The sequence below is a fragment of the Brucella daejeonensis genome, from assembly GCF_014199265.1.
Lineage (GTDB): Bacteria > Pseudomonadota > Alphaproteobacteria > Rhizobiales > Rhizobiaceae > Brucella > Brucella daejeonensis.
The window spans coordinates 260,285-274,902 of the sequence record NZ_JACIJG010000003.1 but is presented as its reverse complement, the minus strand read 5'-3'; the positions used below and the strand labels follow the sequence as shown (position 1 = coordinate 274,902).

Below are 14,618 nucleotides of genomic sequence, written 5' to 3'. Positions count from 1 at the left end.
GGTCAGTTCTTGCCGAGCGCGGCGCGGGCTTGCGCGATCAGGTCAGCGCCGACGCGGCTTGCCATTTCGTCCTGTACCGGGCGAAGGGCCTCGACCCATTCCTGACGCTCTTCGTCCGTCAGCTCGTAGAACTCGGTTGTGCCGGCAGCCTTCATTGCGGCAATTGCCCCTTCGTTCTCTTCCTTGGCGATGGAGTTTGCATATTCCGTCGCTTCGGCCATTGCCTTTTCAAGCTGCGTGCGGATTTCCGGCTGGAGCTGCTCCCAGAACGCCTTGTTCACGATCACCGCATAGCCGAGATAGCCATGGTTGGAGAGTGTGGCGTGCTTCTGCACTTCATGCATCTTCTGGGTATACATGTTGGACGGCGGGTTTTCCGTGCCGTCGACGACACCGGTCTGGAGAGCCTGATAGACTTCCGAGAAGGCCATGACCTGCGGAACGGCGCCAAGCGCCTGCATTTCGGCTTCCAGGATCTTCGAGGACTGAATGCGCATCTTCAGGCCAAGGAAATCATCCGGCGTGTGCAGCGGCGAGTTGGCCGACATGATCTTGAAGCCGTTATCCCAATAGGCAAGGCCCTTGATGCCCTTGTCTTCCAGCTTGGCGAGCAGCGACTTTCCAACATCGCCATCGGTGATCTTGCGCAGGTCGTCGTAGCTGCCCATCAGGTAAGGCAGGTCGAACAGTTCGAACTGCTGCACGCCGAGCGGACCAAATTTGGCGAGCGAAGGAGCGAGCATTTGCACGGCGCCGAGCTGAAGCGCTTCCAGCTCTTCCTTGTCCTTGTAAAGCTGCGAGTTGGGATAGACCTCAACCTTGACAGCGCCATCGGTATAGGTTTCCGCAAGCTCCTTGAACTTCTGCGCGCCCTTGCCCTTCGGCGTGTCCGGTGCGACCACGTGGCTGAACTTGATGATCAGCGGCTCGGCAAGCGCCGGCATGGCGGTCGAAAGGGCAATGATGGCGGCACCCGCGAGACGGGTAAAGTTGCGACGTGTTAACATAGATTGTCCTCCAAAATAGAGTCGCCCCTCCAGGCGAGTGCCATTTTATTGCCATCTTGCGCAGCCCGGCGCTATTGTGGGAAACCACAATGCGCGTGACTGGAGGATTGGGGGAAACGTTTCTGAACGAAAATGACAAAGACATTCTGGCCGAGTCTCGCACACGGAACCGCCCGGCCTGGAAAACCGGTTCGGACCCGTGGGATCAGGACAAGGCTTCGCCGCGCTGGCGGCGGCTGGATTTTCTCTCGCTCGTGCCGCTGGTTGCGATCGCGACGCTGGCACTCGGCGTTGCCGCGCTCGTCTGGATCGTCGATCGCGGGGAGGAGCAGCAGGCCCGCGTCAAGATTGCGACCGATGCGCTCTGGGTGGAACAGACCCTTCGCTTCCAGCTTTCCGTGCATGAGGATTTGCTCGTCCGCCTCGCGCTGGATCTGACGGATCCGGCCGTGCAACCCGCGCTGGACGCGCGCATAAAGCTCCATATTGCCACCAATCCGGAAGTGCAGTCCGTGGCTTGGTACGACGCTTCCGGCAAGGTCAGGCATGCTCTGCCCGGCAGCGGTGCGCAGCAGGACGCCACGCTGGTCAACCTCTTGCGCCAGCGCGCGTCCCGGGCAACGCGCCCCGTCTATGGCGATGTCGCGGAAGACGGAACCGTCTCCATCGGCCTGCCACTCACCGGCTCCGAGGGCGTCGTGTTGGCCACGATCTCAATTCCGATCCTGCTCGAACGGCACGTTCCCTGGTGGATCGCCGAACAATACGGCGTGCGCGTCATAAATTCGGCGGAGGAAACGGTGGCAGCGCGGCAGCGGCTGGAGCCGGCTGCTGGCAATCCGCACCATATCATCAGCTTCGATCCGCCCTTGCGCGGCACGCTCCTCCAGATCACGGCCTATGACACGCCGGGCGGCTTCCGCTCAGCGCTGCTCCTTGGCACGATCACTGCGCTTGCGGTCTTCGCGATCTTGGCGCTGCTCGTCCTTTTCATCAACGCCCGGCGTCGGCGCAATGCCGAACTGCGCTTGCGGGGTGAAACCGCCTTCCGCCGGTCAATGGAGGAAAGCCTGACCGTCGGCCTGCGCGCCAAGGACCACAATGGCCGTATCCTCTATGTCAATTCCGCCTTCTGCAATCTGGTTGGCTGGTCGGCGGAGGAGATCGTCGGGCGCATGCCGCCCATGCCCTACTGGGATCCCTCACGCGTCAAGGAGACCGTGGAGCGGCAAAAGCAGCTCCAGATCGGCGGCGTCTTTAGCCAGAGCTTCGAGACGCGGTTCCGTCACCGCGACGGGCGGGAGATCGATGTGCAGGTCTACGAGGCCCCGCTGATCGATGCGGGTGGCGTGCACCGCGGCTGGATGGGCTCGGTGATTGACATCACTGAAACGAAGAAGGCCGCGCGGCGGGCGCGGTTGCAGGACGAGGCTATGGCTCGGACAGGCCGGCTCGTGACACTCGGCGAAATGGCTTCAACGCTGGCGCATGAGCTGAACCAGCCGCTTTCGGCCATCGCCTCTTATGCTACCGGCATACTCAACCTCGTTGATCAGGGCAAGATGGATCCGGCCGTTCTGCGTGGTGCGACGGAAAAGCTCGCCCAGCAGGCGGCGCGCGCCGGCCTCGTCATCCAGCGCGTGCAGGACCTCGCCCGCAAGCGCGAACCGCGTTTTTCCAGAACGCATATCGAGGAGGTCATCGACGAAACCGTTTCGTTGCTGGCGGCCGATGCGCGCGAGCATCGCGTGCGGCTGTTGCCGGAGATTTCCCCTACACCTGCGGTCGCCGCCGACCGGATACTTCTGGAACAATTGCTGATCAACCTCATCCGCAATGGTATGGAGGCTATGGGCGACGGTCGCAGCGGCGACGACCTGCATATCCGCCTCTTTTCCAGGGATAACGACGCGATCGTCGAGATCATCGACAAGGGCGGAGGCATCAAGCCGGAGATCGAGGGACGGCTTTACGACGCTTTCGCCAGCACCAAGGCGCAGGGTCTCGGCATGGGGCTCAAGATATGCCGCTCGATCATCGAACTGCATGGCGGACAGCTCTCGTTCAGGCCGGCCGAAGGCGGCGGCACCGTCTTTAGTGCCGTCTTGCCGGCCATGAAGCAGGAAACAATGTCTCGCGGAGAAGGGCAAGCCGCATGACGGGAACCATTCACATCGTTGACGACGAGGAGGCGATCCGCGATGCGCTCGCCTTCCTGCTCGCCTCGCGAGGGCTTGCCACGCGCACCTGGCCGTCGGGCGAAGCGTTTCTTGCAGCCCACCCCATCGAAGACTGCGCCTGTGTCATCCTTGATGTGCGCATGGGCGGCATGTCCGGGCCGGAGGTGTTCGAGTGGCTGAAGGCGGCAGGCGGCGCGATGCCGGTCATCTTCCTCACCGGCCATGCGGACGTCCCGGTCGCCGTGCGCGCGCTGAAAGCCGGTGCCTTCGATTTCGTGGAAAAGCCGTTTAACGACAACCAGATCGTCGATCTGGCGCTCAGCGCCATTGCTGTCCATGCCGCAGACGTGGCAGATGCAGCCGTCCGCCGGGACCGGGAAACCCGCAAGGAGACCCTTTCGCAGCGTGAGCGCGAGGTGATGCAGCTCATGCTGACCGGTGCCCTTAACAAGCAGATCGCCGATACGCTCGGCATCGCCATGCGCACGGTCGAGGTTCATCGCGGGCGGGTGCTGGCGAAAATGGGTGTACGCAATGCCATCGAACTGGCGACCCTGATGGGGTCAGTTCCGGCAGAGGACGAAATGACGCGCTCTCATGAGCGATCCAGGTCTCCCGGAGGGAACTAACCGGCCAGATTGGCTCCACTCTTGTCGATAACAACCTTCTCGGGGCGCTGTTGCAAAAAAATGGTTAGGAGGGAGCTCAGCTTACCGCAGGACGCAATATTGCGGGCGCCGCTTTGAGGTCAAGGCCCGGCCAAACATCGGACCGCTACACGGGCGTGATTTTCATGTAGCGGATGCGACAGTTCTCCAGCGTGATAGTGAATCGACTGCAACCGCGGAAACCCGCATTGCCGATGTGGACAATCATGCAGGCCCCGCCCTTGTGGACATCAGCCAGCCGGAGCGTCAATCTTGCCCTGGCTCCAAAAAGTTCACGGTCTGACCATGTCTTGATCTCCTCCCGCCCCCGATAGATCAAGCCCCAGTCATCAACCTCGCCGTCCTTTGTAAACAAATTCAGGAACTTGTCGGCAGCGCCGCTATTCACTGCCGTTAATATCTTGTCGATAATTGTGGTCGGCTTCATTCGGGGGTATACTCCAAGAGCCATGACGGATGCATAAGTCCGTCCTCCAAAACGAGATCAACTGGGCACCTGAAGTGCGTTTCCTCGAGGGCCGGGAATTACGATCAAGACCGGTTATCACACCGATGGCCACAACTGCCTCGCTGTTCACTTGGCTCATCCCAGTAAAATTGAAATCTACGGGACAGGTGGCTTCGTCGCGACAGGCAATTCAGCAGAACAAATCATGCAGGAATGCCGGTTGAACGCCGACGTATCTTGCGGCATCCCGTTACTAGGGTCAGGACTTATTAATTTGGTGGAAATGGTGTGAGGCCATCCGTCTGGATACGAGGAGAAAAGGCGAAGGAAATGTGGTTCATTTTCGAGACTGTTCGACAAAGTAGCCAGGCGGATGGACCACATCCTTCGGACACCGAAATGACTGGTGACCTGCTGCGTCAAGCCGCTCAACCGGGGGAACCACCCCGTTTTTCGCGTCTTTCCTTGCAGTTCTTGTCATTTCAGGTGCCATTTTCATCAAATTAATAGGTCCTGATCCTAAAGCTCATTCGGAATTCATTGAGGATTTGCAATGGCCCCCGCCCATCTTTTCCAGTCCGCGCTCGCGCTCACCGATCTTGAGCAATTCTACCGCGAGGTCCGACAAACGAGCGAGGCGCTCCGCGAGCCTCTTTCCGACGCCGATGCGTAGCCCAGCTTCATCAATTTAACGACAAGGAGAAACCAGATGACCACGGATAAGATTGCTCGGAACATGGAAGTAATCGGCGCGGATGGCGTACATGTAGGCATCGTCGACAGTGTCGTCGACGGTCGCATTAGGCTTGCGAAACGCGACAGCGGCGAAGGCCAGCACAAGGGCCATGCGCATTTCATTCATCTCGGTCTGGTCGCTGATGTCGAGGGGCAAAAGGTTCGCCTTTCTGCGAATGCGGCCGTGGCAGTGACGTTCGAGGAAGAGCAGTCGGGAAAGCCGGTCTGACGAGCAAATCGGACAATCGAACTCGGGCGCGTACTCAACCCAATCGCCAGCGTCGAGGTTGGTGTCTTTAGAGCGCATTTCGATCTGATTGAATCAGATCGGCGCTCTAACTTTTGTTTTATCGCGCATCTTCTCCGAAAACCGTTTCACACTTTTCGGGATGCGCTCTAAACCGCGCGAACAGCAAGAGTGGAATTAGCCTGGGCGCCTGGTGATCAGATGATGACAACAATGGAGCATACGATGACGAATCCTTGGCCCGACATCCCCTTCCAGCCTTGGCGTGAGACCTGTGCTGCGGTGCACCTCTACACGCAGGTGATCGGCAAATACAGGCTCGCCCATACTCCCTGGATCAATCATTCCTGGCACGCTACCCTCTACATTAACGGACGTGGATTGACGACTTCGATCGTTCCCGACGGGCCGGGCGGCATAGAGATCGAACTTGATCTGCTCGACCACAAGGTAATTGGCACGGCAAGCGACGGTCGTTCTGCCAGCTTCGCTCTGGTCAATATGTCAGTTGCCGATTTCCATTCCCGTTTTGTCGACCTGATTATGAAAATCGGCGGTACACCGGAATTCCATGGCCAGCCGAACGAGATCGCCGACGGACTTCCGTTTCGTGACGATCACAAGGCGCGGCCTTACGATGCCGATGCGGTGACGCGTTTCTTCCAGGCCTGCGTGCAGGTCGATCGCGTATTCAAGCAGTTTCGCACGGGTTTTTTGGGCAAGGTCAGTCCGGTGCATCTGTTCTGGGGTAGCTTCGATCTTGCTGTGACCCGCTTTTCCGGTCGCGTGGCGCCGCTGCACCCAGGTGGCATTCCGGCTCTTCCCGACAACGTCACATGCGAGGCCTATTCACACGAGGTTTCCTCGGCCGGGTTCTGGCCAGGTGGCGGTGGCATCGATTTTCCCGCATTCTATTCATACGCCTATCCAGGCCCGGAAGGTTTCTCCGAAGCGGAGGTCGCGCCGTCGGCTGCCTATTTCGATGCCACACTGGGTGAATATATCTTGCCGTATGATGCCGTGCGAAAGGCAGACGACCCCGGCTCAACCTTGATGCAGTTTCTCCAGACAACCTATGATGCCGCCGCGCGCCTGGGTCAGTGGAACCGTGCTCAACTGGAATGTGAAAGCGGTGTGCCGCGTCGTCCACGCAGCCTTGACTGATCAGCGATAGCCAATTCCGGCGACGTAATTGAAGAGCATCTGCTCTTGCATCTCTTCTTGCTCGAGCAGGGACTTCAACGTGTCCCGGATATTCACAATGCCCGTGGGCACATCTCTTTCGTCGACTACGGGCATATTTTGCAGGCCTCGCTCACACATGATTTTCCACACATCGTGGAGGTCATCCTGAGGCCTGCATTTGACAATAGGCCTGATCATCAGTTGCGACGCCGGGAATGCCGTCGATGCCGATCTGGCAGTGTGCCGGACGATATTCGATTTGCTCAGAACACCTTGCATGCATCCATCCGTGCTGCACACCACGACAAGGCCGATGCCGGGCCTTGAGAGCACAAGAGCGGCGGCTTGTATGTCTTCATCGATATCGATCACCGCCAGGCGTGCTGATGTCAAAGCATGTATATTGTCAGCAAACATTCAGCCTGATGAACACCTATGACCGCATGGCGATCAGCTTCCGCATCGCGCCGCCTGCTCTGGGCGAATGGCGCGCGCTGACAGCGGTCCTGACCCTACGTCCATTAATACTCAAGCTCCGGTTCGCAACCGGGGCTTTTTTTCGGGGCAAAGACATCGATTTGCTTCGATGAATATGTGTTTTTTTATTTTTTGGATGGTTCGGCCATCTCGAATTCCTATGCGGATCGGCGATAGACGAGGTGCAGGGTTCAGGCCCCGGCAATTGTAACGATATTGGTGCCGATGCCGTCTTGTCTGGAAAATCATCCGGTTAAACGGCACCGAGCGTCACAGGCCGGGCAAGCGCAGCTTCTCCGAGGACGGAAAAATGGCACCGACAACGATCAAGAGCGGCGAATGGAAGAGGACCGTTTTGGAAATTGTCGGACTGTCGGCAATGTTCATCCTGGCCGCTGTCTTCGCCTTGCTTCCAACCGTGTTGAGCCTGTGGCGACATTACTGGACATCGTGACATCACGCGGGATGCGGCGGATTTTGCCCCTGAATGTCGATGTCGTGCAGCTCAATGCCCTCATAACGGGCGCATCGCGTCTGCGCGAACATCATCTTTGGCTCGGTCTGGATGTTTTGGGCGGTACGCTTCTGGACCGTGAGCGTTCCTTGCGGCGCCGATTGGCCGAACTGGCCGAGGCGGGGGCCTTGACCGAAGCCGCTCTGCTTCTTGCCGGGCAAGCGCCATTGGGCCTGTCACTGGTGAGCATCCGTCAGGGCGAGCGGGGCTGGATATGCCGGATGCGGCGCGAGCGGTTGCCAAGAAGAAACTTCGTCGGGCAACATGCCGATCTTGCGGCAGCCTTGATGATCGCCTGCCTTCAGAGCCTGTTCCAAAAGTCGCCATGAGCGGGTGCAGATGGCGATTATCTGCGTTCAGCCTCTCAGACATCGCCGGGGCCGACGGGTGCCCGAAATCCCGAGGCTTCACCGGAAACGAAGGAGAAAACACCGTGATTCAGACTGAAGCATTGAAATCCCGCCTTCACGGGGTCATCACCGCGCTTGTCACGCCGTTCAGGAACGGAAACGTCGATTTTCCGGCGCTCGATAATCTCATCGAATGGCAACTCAGCGAAGGTATCGACGGTTTCGTGGTGTGCGGCACAACGGGCGAAGCCCCGACATTGTGCAAAGAAGAGCGCATCGCCATCATCCGGCGCGCCGTCGAGGTCGTCGGCGGTCGGGTTCCGGTGATCGCCGGGACGGGCACCAATGACACGCGCTCGACCGTTGCGTTCACGGCGGAGGCCGCATCTCTCGGGATTGATGGCGTTCTCATTGTAACCCCCTATTACAACCGCCCGACACAGGAAGGAATTTTCCGGCATTTTGAGGCCGTGGCGGAAAATGTCGAAACGCCGATCATTATCTACAACGTGCCGTCTCGTACCGGGGGCGATCTCGGCTTGCCCACGCTGCGCCGCCTCGCCGGCCTGAGGGGCGTGGTCGGGCTGAAGGACGCGACAGGCGATCTTTCACGGCCATTGGGCGTGACAAATCTCCTCGGCGACGGGTTCCTGCAATTCTCCGGCCACGACGCGACGGCGCTCGGCTTTTGCCAGGCCGGGGGGCGGGGCACGATCTCCGTCATTTCCAATGTTGCTCCGGGGCTTTGTGCGCAGATGCACAAGGCCTGTTTCGAGGGCGATATTCGCCAGGCCCAGTCGATCGACCGCCAGCTTCGCCCATTGTTTGCAGCCCTTGAGAGGGAGACGAATCCCGGTCCGGCGAAATACGGGCTTCACCTTTTGCAGCGCGCCTCTCCAGAGGTTCGGCTTCCCCTTGTGGAGGTCATGCCGGAGACTGCATCGGCCCTGCGTGACGCATTTCAGGAAATCGCCGGAAAGGAAGCCGGCGACGATATAGCCATTCAGCCGGTCGTGTGACGAGCGCATTTGCCTTTCAGGGAACAAATAAAAATATCCTATATGAAGTCACCTATGGGGATGACGAAATATACTATGAAATTTCTATGTTTCTGAAAGTCTTGTCCAATCGAAAACATATGCGTTCATGGATATGTTTTCTTCTGCACGTCGCGGAATTTCAGGAAATGCTGTCGAACGTGTGATGGATAAAGGAGAATTCCCATGTTTGGACGTCTAGGCATGTATTATCCTCTGTACAGGGCATCGCTGGACCGGCAATCGCGGCCGGATGGAGATCTCGACAACGAACCCATTGCAATCGCGGTGCCCGAACCCGGTGAACTGGGTATGCTCCTGCGCATGTCGGGTGTGATTGCCGCGGTTTGCATCGGGGTCGCCCTTGTGGGGTAGAGCGCGGGTTAAGCCGAAAACATCTGCGGACAGGGAAAACGTGACATGAGAAAAGCAACCGATGAAATCTGGCTGCCTTGCCTGAACTATCGCTTTGCAGTCGGCCGTGACCGGCATGGTCACTGGGTGGTGTGCGATACGCAGGGAATGGTCGGCGGTGTCTTCAGGGACCGTGCCTCAGCCGTCAAATTCGCCGTCGATGAGAGCGAGGGTTATCCCGGACAGGTATTCTGTGTCCCGGACACCCAGCCGCTGGGCATAAACGCGATTTTCGGGCGGCGAAGACGATGGTCGAAGATCCTTGGGCGGGCAGTTCATGCCAGGACGCCGGGATATTGACGTTATCTATCCGCGCCCTGAAAGCCCGATGAGTTCCGCTCATCGGGCTTTGGCATTCATCCGGCCACTATTTCATGAGCCAAATATATATAAGATTTTTATTTTTTTGGGACGCCGCCTCTCTCGAACCTTTATGCGGTCTTGCGCCATAGTTCTGCCGGCCCTGCCATCCGCCCCCGCCAGGGCGCGGAGCGCAACAGAGGTAACAGGAAGTCCCGCCGATCGGCGGCTTCCGGAAAAACGAGGCGTATAATGGCACTTGAATATCTTCTCGGTGGCGCAGTGACTTTGTTTATCACCGCCTACCTTGTTTACGCACTTTTGCGGCCGGAACGCTTCTGAAGCGCCGAAAGTCCAGTCCGATGAAGCGGTTGGAACGGACCATCGGGCGATGGCTGGGCCATGTTCGAAAATCTCTCAATCCACGGTTCGACCTTTTGAAGACGGGGAAACCTCCCCGTGCGTCGGACACCATCCTCGGCATGACGCTGGCTATGCTTGCGGTCGTGCTGTTTGCCTGGCTCCTCTCCCGTCTTTTCGGGCTGGGCTGACGCGACCGGGCTCGTCATCAGAAACATCAAGCTGGAGTCACTTATGAGCCAGTCGAAATCCGCGAGCATATTTGACGCTCGCATCCTTGTTCCCGCGCTTGGGGGTGCATTCAGGAAACTTGATCCGCGCACGCTGGCCAGGAATCCGGTGATGTTCGTCGTCGCGACCGTTTCGGTCCTGACGACCATCCTGTTCCTGAAAGATGTCGTCACCGGTGCGGGCAGTCTCGGATTCTCGTTCCAGATCATCCTTTGGCTCTGGTTCACCATTCTGTTCGCCAATTTCGCCGAGGCGGTTGCCGAGGGGCGGGGCAAGGCGCAGGCAGATTCGCTTCGCCGCTCGCGTACCGAGACCCAGGCCAAGCTCCTGGCCAACGGCAACGGTGACGGCGTCAAGGTCGTTCCCGGCACGAGCCTGAAGGTCGGTGACGTTGTCCTGGTGGAAGCCGGAGACATCATCCCGTCGGATGGCGAGGTCATCGAAGGCATCGCATCGGTCAACGAGGCGGCAATTACCGGCGAATCCGCGCCGGTCATCCGCGAATCCGGTGGCGACCGTTCGGCCGTGACCGGCGGAACGCAGGTTCTTTCCGACTGGATCAAGGTGAAGATCACCGCCGCTGCCGGATCGACCTTCATCGATCGCATGATTTCGCTCGTCGAAGGGGCCGAGCGGCAGAAGACGCCGAACGAGATCGCGCTCAACGTCCTGCTTGCGGGGCTGACCCTGATTTTCGTGCTGGCCACCGCGACCATTCCGGCATTCGCGGCCTATGCCGGCGGGGCCATTCCGGTGATCGTTCTGGTGGCGCTGTTCGTCACGCTGATCCCGACCACCATCGGCGCGCTGGTTTCTGCCATCGGCATCGCGGGCATGGACCGGCTGGTGCGGTTCAACGTGCTGGCCATGTCTGGCCGTGCGGTCGAGGCCGCCGGTGACGTCGATACGCTGCTGCTCGACAAGACCGGCACGATCACGCTCGGCAACCGGCAGGCAACCGAATTTCGTCCCATCCAGGGGGTGAGCGAACAGGAACTGGCGGATGCGGCGCAACTGGCCTCGCTCGCCGACGAGACCCCGGAAGGACGTTCCATCGTCGTTCTCGCCAAGGAGAAATACGGTATCCGCGGCCGGGACATGCAGAGCCTGCACGCGACCTTCGTGCCGTTCACGGCCCAGAGCCGCATGAGCGGCGTCGACTTTGACGGGTCGTCGATCCGCAAGGGCGCGGTCGATGCGGTGCTCAAGCATATTGAACTTTCCTCCGCGTCCACGGGAACGCCCCGCGCCAGCGAACAGGTCAAGCGGGAACTGGAGGCGACCGCAAGCGATATCGCCAGGATCGGCGGCACGCCGCTTGCCGTCGTGAAGGATGGCCGGCTTCTGGGCGTTATCCATCTCAAGGATATCGTCAAGGGCGGCATCCGCGAGCGTTTCGCGGAACTGCGCCGCATGGGCATCCGCACGGTCATGATCACCGGCGACAATCCGATGACCGCCGCCGCCATCGCGGCCGAGGCAGGCGTGGACGACTTCCTCGCCGAAGCCACGCCGGAAAACAAGCTCTCCCTCATCCGGGAGGAGCAGGCGAAGGGCAAGCTGGTCGCCATGTGCGGCGACGGCACAAACGACGCTCCGGCGCTGGCACAGGCCGATGTCGGCGTTGCGATGAACACCGGCACGGTCGCCGCGCGCGAGGCGGGCAACATGGTCGATCTCGATTCCGATCCGACCAAGCTCATCGAGATCGTCGAGATCGGCAAGCAGCTCCTGATGACGCGCGGCGCGCTGACGACATTTTCGATTGCCAACGATGTCGCCAAATATTTCGCCATCGTGCCGGCGATGTTCGTCGCGCTTTATCCGCAGTTGAGCGCGCTCAACATCATGGGACTGGCGACGCCGCAAAGCGCGATCCTGTCGGCGATCATCTTCAATGCGCTCATCATCATCGCGCTCATTCCGCTGTCTCTCAAAGGCGTCGCCTACAAGGCAATCGGCGCGGACAGGCTTTTGAAGCGCAATTTGTTAATCTACGGGCTTGGCGGCCTGATCGTGCCCTTCATCGGCATCAAGGCGATCGACCTCGTCATCACCGCCATCGGTCTCGCCTGATCAAAGGAAACGATCCCATGACCATTTTCTGTCTGCTTCTCGGCCTTGCGGTCTTCGGGCTTCTGCTCGTCATGACCAGCGCCGTCGACCGGGCCTGACCGTCCAGCGATCTCGGAGACAATTCAATGTTATTGCAATCCATACTCTTCGTCGTCCTCGTCGTTGGAGGCACAGCCCTCATCTCGTGGCCGCTCGGCCGCTACATGAAATGGGCAATGGACCCGAACCAGGGCCAGGCCGGCGGCTTTACCGCGCTCTTCCGGTCCATCGGCGGTCCAGCCTGCGCGCAGGACCAGAACTGGAAGCGCTACATGGTCGCCATGCTGGCTTTCAACGTGATCATGTTCGTCGTCACCTACGGCATTCTGGCGCTCCAGCAGTATCTGCCGCTGAACCCGGATGGCAAGGAAGCCCTTGAGGGAAGCCTGATCTTCAACACGGCGGCCTCGTTCACGTCGAATACGAATCTCCAGCATTATTCGGGCGAAGTATCGCTGAGCTATCTTTCGCAGCTTGCCGGTCTGATGTGGCTCCAGTTCGTATCGGCGGCCACCGGCATAGCGGCGCTCGCGGCGCTTGCCCGGGGGCTGGCCGGTCGCCCGCTTGGCAACTTCTTCGTCGATGTGCAGCGGGCATCTTTCCTCGTGCTGCTTCCCGTCGCCTTCGTCGTCGCGGTTCTGCTCGTTCTCGGCGGCGCGCCGATGACCTTCGACGGCGCGGCGATCGCCACCACGCTGGAAGGCGTGCAGCAGACCATCGCCCGCGGTCCGGTGGCGGCTTTCGTCACGATCAAGCAACTGGGCACCAACGGCGGCGGCTTCTTCGGTCCCAACTCGACGCATCCGCTCGAAAATCCCAGCTTCTGGACCAATATCCTCGAAATGTTCGCCATCATCATCATTCCGATGGCCTGCGTATGGATGTTCGGCAGGATCATCGGCCGTCTGCGTCACGCAGGGGTGATCTTTGCGGTGATGCTGGCCTTCATCGCGATCAAGATCACGGGCGCTGTCTATTTCGAAGCCGCTCCCACCCAGGCATTTTCCAACCTGCCCATCGAACAGACCGTGGGGAACCTCGAAGGCAAGGAGATGCGTTTCGGTCCGTCCGGCGGTCCGCTCTGGTCGGTCCTGACCACTTCGACGTCCAACGGTTCGGTTGGCGCGATGCATGACAGCCTCAACCCCATGAGCGGCCTGATGCCGATGGTCGGCATGTGGCTCAACTCGACCTTCGGCGGGGTTGGCGTCGGCATGATCAACATGTTCCTCTACATCGTGGTCGGCGTCTTCATCGCGGGCATGATGATCGGCCGCACGCCCGAATATCTGGGCTGGCGCGTGGAATCGCGCGAGGTGAAGTTCGCGCTCTTCGCGCTGCTCGCCCACGGTCTTTTCATCCTTGGCGGCACGGCGATCTTCGCAGCGACATCGTGGGGCGCCGATACGCTCAACAATGTCGGCCCGCACGGCTTCAGCGAAATCCTCTATGAGTTCACCTCTTCCGCGGCGAATAACGGCTCCGGCTTCGAGGGGCTGGGAGATAATACCGTGCCATGGAACCTGTCCACCGGCATCGTGATGCTGCTGGCCCGGTTCATTCCGATCATCCTGCCGCTTGCCATCGTCGGTTCGCTGTCGGCCAAGCGCCGCAGCGCGGAATCGGGCGGCACGCTCAGCGTCGAGGGCGGCGTCTTCGCCACCATGCTGGCCGCCACCATCGTCGTCATAGGCGCGCTCACCTTCTTCCCTGCGGCAACGCTTGGGCCGATCGCCGAGCACCTCATGTTCATGAACTGATCCGGAGACCGGAATCATGCAATCACTACTAGCAAGCACCCGTATCGCAGCCGCGACAATGCTGATTTGCGTCGCCGGCTACGCGACCGCCGTCTGGGCCGTGGCCCAGACGATTACCCCGGACACCGCCAACGGCTCGCTGATCGTCGGTCAGGATGGCAGGATCGTCGGCAGCCGCCAGGTGGCGCAGGCCTTCACGCGGCCGGAATATTTCTGGCCCCGGCCATCGGCCGTCGATTATGACGGCGCTGGCGCTGGCGGCAGCAACTGGTCGCCGACGAGCAGCGAAGTTGCCGATCGCGGCCGGGAGATGGTAGAGCGTTACGGCGCGACACCGGAAAACCCGCTGCCTGCCGATCTTGCCGCAGCCTCGGGCGCCGGGCTTGACCCGCACATCTCGGAGGCGGCAGCCCTCTATCAGGCGGCGCGGGTCGCCGGGGCGCGGGGTCTGGACCGGAACAGGGTCGAAACCGTGATCCGCGACGCCGCTTTCTCGCCGGGCGGGTTTCTGACCGGGGAACGCGTCGTCAACGTCCTCGAACTCAATCTGGCGCTTGACAGGTTGTAAAAGTGGCGGCGGCAGTCCTTCG

At 60.0% G+C, this 14,618-nt stretch carries 18 protein-coding genes; 15 read left to right on the top strand and 3 right to left on the bottom strand.

The annotated features are described in order from the left end of the window. Positions 1 to 2: 2 nt before the first annotated feature. Positions 3 to 1,007 (bottom strand): TRAP transporter substrate-binding protein, encoded by a 1,005-nt coding sequence (locus FHS76_RS05285; protein WP_183649090.1) that lies wholly within the window; start codon positions 1,005 to 1,007, stop codon positions 3 to 5. Between the two features lie 89 nt (positions 1,008 to 1,096). Here FHS76_RS05285 and FHS76_RS05280 point away from each other — a divergent pair, with 89 nt between their 5' ends. Together FHS76_RS05280 and FHS76_RS05275 are read left to right on the top strand one after the other, a co-directional pair. Then, a complete protein-coding gene (locus FHS76_RS05280) occupies positions 1,097 to 3,166 on the top strand; it encodes a PAS domain S-box protein (protein ID WP_183649087.1) in 2,070 nt (689 codons plus the stop codon). Then, positions 3,163 to 3,816, top strand: coding sequence for a response regulator transcription factor (locus FHS76_RS05275; protein ID WP_183649084.1), 654 nt, complete (start codon positions 3,163 to 3,165; stop codon positions 3,814 to 3,816). The genes FHS76_RS05280 and FHS76_RS05275 overlap by 4 nt, the downstream gene beginning before the upstream one ends. Positions 3,817 to 3,961: 145 nt before the next feature. Here the strand turns inward: FHS76_RS05275 and FHS76_RS05270 are convergent, their stop codons facing one another. Then, a complete protein-coding gene (locus FHS76_RS05270) occupies positions 3,962 to 4,282 on the bottom strand; it encodes a Cif family virulence factor (RefSeq protein WP_183649079.1) in 321 nt (106 codons plus the stop codon). A gap of 730 nt (positions 4,283 to 5,012) precedes the next feature. Here FHS76_RS05270 and FHS76_RS05265 point away from each other — a divergent pair. Further along, a complete protein-coding gene (locus tag FHS76_RS05265; protein WP_183649076.1) occupies positions 5,013 to 5,267 on the top strand; it encodes a DUF2171 domain-containing protein in 255 nt (84 codons plus the stop codon). 243 nt (positions 5,268 to 5,510) lie between these two features. Then, complete coding sequence (locus tag FHS76_RS05260) at positions 5,511 to 6,449, top strand: DUF5996 family protein (RefSeq protein ID WP_183649073.1); 939 nt, start codon at positions 5,511 to 5,513, stop codon at positions 6,447 to 6,449. Here FHS76_RS05260 and FHS76_RS05255 read toward each other — a convergent pair whose 3' ends face one another. Then, positions 6,450 to 6,887, bottom strand: coding sequence for a CBS domain-containing protein (locus FHS76_RS05255; protein WP_183649071.1), 438 nt, complete (start codon positions 6,885 to 6,887; stop codon positions 6,450 to 6,452). It abuts the gene before it with no gap. Between the two features lie 8 nt (positions 6,888 to 6,895). On the opposite strand from FHS76_RS05255, the gene FHS76_RS05250 reads away from it, so the two are divergent. From FHS76_RS05250 to FHS76_RS05200, 11 genes are all read left to right on the top strand, one after another. Then, a complete protein-coding gene (locus FHS76_RS05250) occupies positions 6,896 to 7,060 on the top strand; it encodes a hypothetical protein (RefSeq protein ID WP_183649068.1) in 165 nt (54 codons plus the stop codon). Between the two features lie 197 nt (positions 7,061 to 7,257). Continuing rightward, positions 7,258 to 7,401 carry a hypothetical protein gene (locus FHS76_RS05245; protein ID WP_183649065.1) on the top strand — a complete coding sequence of 48 codons (144 nt, stop codon included), beginning with the start codon at positions 7,258 to 7,260 and terminating at the stop codon, positions 7,399 to 7,401. Between the two features lie 11 nt (positions 7,402 to 7,412). Further along, positions 7,413 to 7,790 carry a hypothetical protein gene (locus tag FHS76_RS05240; RefSeq protein ID WP_183649063.1) on the top strand — a complete coding sequence of 126 codons (378 nt, stop codon included), beginning with the start codon at positions 7,413 to 7,415 and terminating at the stop codon, positions 7,788 to 7,790. Positions 7,791 to 7,894: 104 nt separating this feature from the next. Next, positions 7,895 to 8,830 (top strand): 4-hydroxy-tetrahydrodipicolinate synthase, encoded by a 936-nt coding sequence (gene dapA / locus FHS76_RS05235; protein WP_328700442.1) that lies wholly within the window; start codon positions 7,895 to 7,897, stop codon positions 8,828 to 8,830. Positions 8,831 to 9,034: 204 nt separating this feature from the next. After that, a complete protein-coding gene (locus FHS76_RS05230; protein WP_183649061.1) occupies positions 9,035 to 9,223 on the top strand; it encodes a hypothetical protein in 189 nt (62 codons plus the stop codon). A 45-nt stretch (positions 9,224 to 9,268) separates the two neighbouring features. After that, complete coding sequence (locus tag FHS76_RS05225; RefSeq protein WP_183649059.1) at positions 9,269 to 9,562, top strand: hypothetical protein; 294 nt, start codon at positions 9,269 to 9,271, stop codon at positions 9,560 to 9,562. A 252-nt stretch (positions 9,563 to 9,814) separates the two neighbouring features. Continuing rightward, positions 9,815 to 9,904 (top strand): K(+)-transporting ATPase subunit F, encoded by a 90-nt coding sequence (gene kdpF / locus FHS76_RS22875; RefSeq protein ID WP_183649057.1) that lies wholly within the window; start codon positions 9,815 to 9,817, stop codon positions 9,902 to 9,904. A 20-nt stretch (positions 9,905 to 9,924) separates the two neighbouring features. Beyond that, on the top strand, positions 9,925 to 10,113 hold the full coding sequence (locus tag FHS76_RS05215) for a hypothetical protein (protein WP_183649055.1): 189 nt from the start codon (positions 9,925 to 9,927) through the stop codon (positions 10,111 to 10,113). A 43-nt stretch (positions 10,114 to 10,156) separates the two neighbouring features. Beyond that, a complete protein-coding gene (kdpB, locus tag FHS76_RS05210; RefSeq protein WP_183649052.1) occupies positions 10,157 to 12,229 on the top strand; it encodes a potassium-transporting ATPase subunit KdpB in 2,073 nt (690 codons plus the stop codon). 125 nt (positions 12,230 to 12,354) lie between these two features. Further along, positions 12,355 to 14,028: a potassium-transporting ATPase subunit KdpA gene (gene kdpA, locus FHS76_RS05205; protein ID WP_183649049.1), complete on the top strand. Its 1,674-nt coding sequence runs from the start codon at positions 12,355 to 12,357 to the stop codon at positions 14,026 to 14,028. 16 nt (positions 14,029 to 14,044) lie between these two features. After that, positions 14,045 to 14,596 carry a potassium-transporting ATPase subunit C gene (locus FHS76_RS05200; protein ID WP_183649046.1) on the top strand — a complete coding sequence of 184 codons (552 nt, stop codon included), beginning with the start codon at positions 14,045 to 14,047 and terminating at the stop codon, positions 14,594 to 14,596. The last annotated feature ends 22 nt before the right edge of the window (positions 14,597 to 14,618 follow it).

Coding starts and splice junctions, on each gene's coding strand:
- FHS76_RS05280 (WP_183649087.1), top strand. CDS start 1,097: ATGCGCGTGACTGGAGGATTGGGGGAAACGTTTCTGAACGAAAATGAC.
- kdpB (WP_183649052.1), top strand. CDS start 10,157: ATGAGCCAGTCGAAATCCGCGAGCATATTTGACGCTCGCATCCTTGTT.
- FHS76_RS05260 (WP_183649073.1), top strand. CDS start 5,511: ATGACGAATCCTTGGCCCGACATCCCCTTCCAGCCTTGGCGTGAGACC.
- FHS76_RS05250 (WP_183649068.1), top strand. CDS start 6,896: ATGAACACCTATGACCGCATGGCGATCAGCTTCCGCATCGCGCCGCCT.
- FHS76_RS05270 (WP_183649079.1), bottom strand. CDS start 4,282: ATGAAGCCGACCACAATTATCGACAAGATATTAACGGCAGTGAATAGC.
- FHS76_RS05240 (WP_183649063.1), top strand. CDS start 7,413: ATGCGGCGGATTTTGCCCCTGAATGTCGATGTCGTGCAGCTCAATGCC.
- kdpF (WP_183649057.1), top strand. CDS start 9,815: ATGGCACTTGAATATCTTCTCGGTGGCGCAGTGACTTTGTTTATCACC.
- FHS76_RS05245 (WP_183649065.1), top strand. CDS start 7,258: ATGGCACCGACAACGATCAAGAGCGGCGAATGGAAGAGGACCGTTTTG.
- FHS76_RS05230 (WP_183649061.1), top strand. CDS start 9,035: ATGTTTGGACGTCTAGGCATGTATTATCCTCTGTACAGGGCATCGCTG.
- FHS76_RS05225 (WP_183649059.1), top strand. CDS start 9,269: ATGAGAAAAGCAACCGATGAAATCTGGCTGCCTTGCCTGAACTATCGC.
- FHS76_RS05275 (WP_183649084.1), top strand. CDS start 3,163: ATGACGGGAACCATTCACATCGTTGACGACGAGGAGGCGATCCGCGAT.
- kdpA (WP_183649049.1), top strand. CDS start 12,355: ATGTTATTGCAATCCATACTCTTCGTCGTCCTCGTCGTTGGAGGCACA.
- FHS76_RS05265 (WP_183649076.1), top strand. CDS start 5,013: ATGACCACGGATAAGATTGCTCGGAACATGGAAGTAATCGGCGCGGAT.
- FHS76_RS05285 (WP_183649090.1), bottom strand. CDS start 1,007: ATGTTAACACGTCGCAACTTTACCCGTCTCGCGGGTGCCGCCATCATT.
- FHS76_RS05255 (WP_183649071.1), bottom strand. CDS start 6,887: ATGTTTGCTGACAATATACATGCTTTGACATCAGCACGCCTGGCGGTG.
- FHS76_RS05215 (WP_183649055.1), top strand. CDS start 9,925: ATGAAGCGGTTGGAACGGACCATCGGGCGATGGCTGGGCCATGTTCGA.
- FHS76_RS05200 (WP_183649046.1), top strand. CDS start 14,045: ATGCAATCACTACTAGCAAGCACCCGTATCGCAGCCGCGACAATGCTG.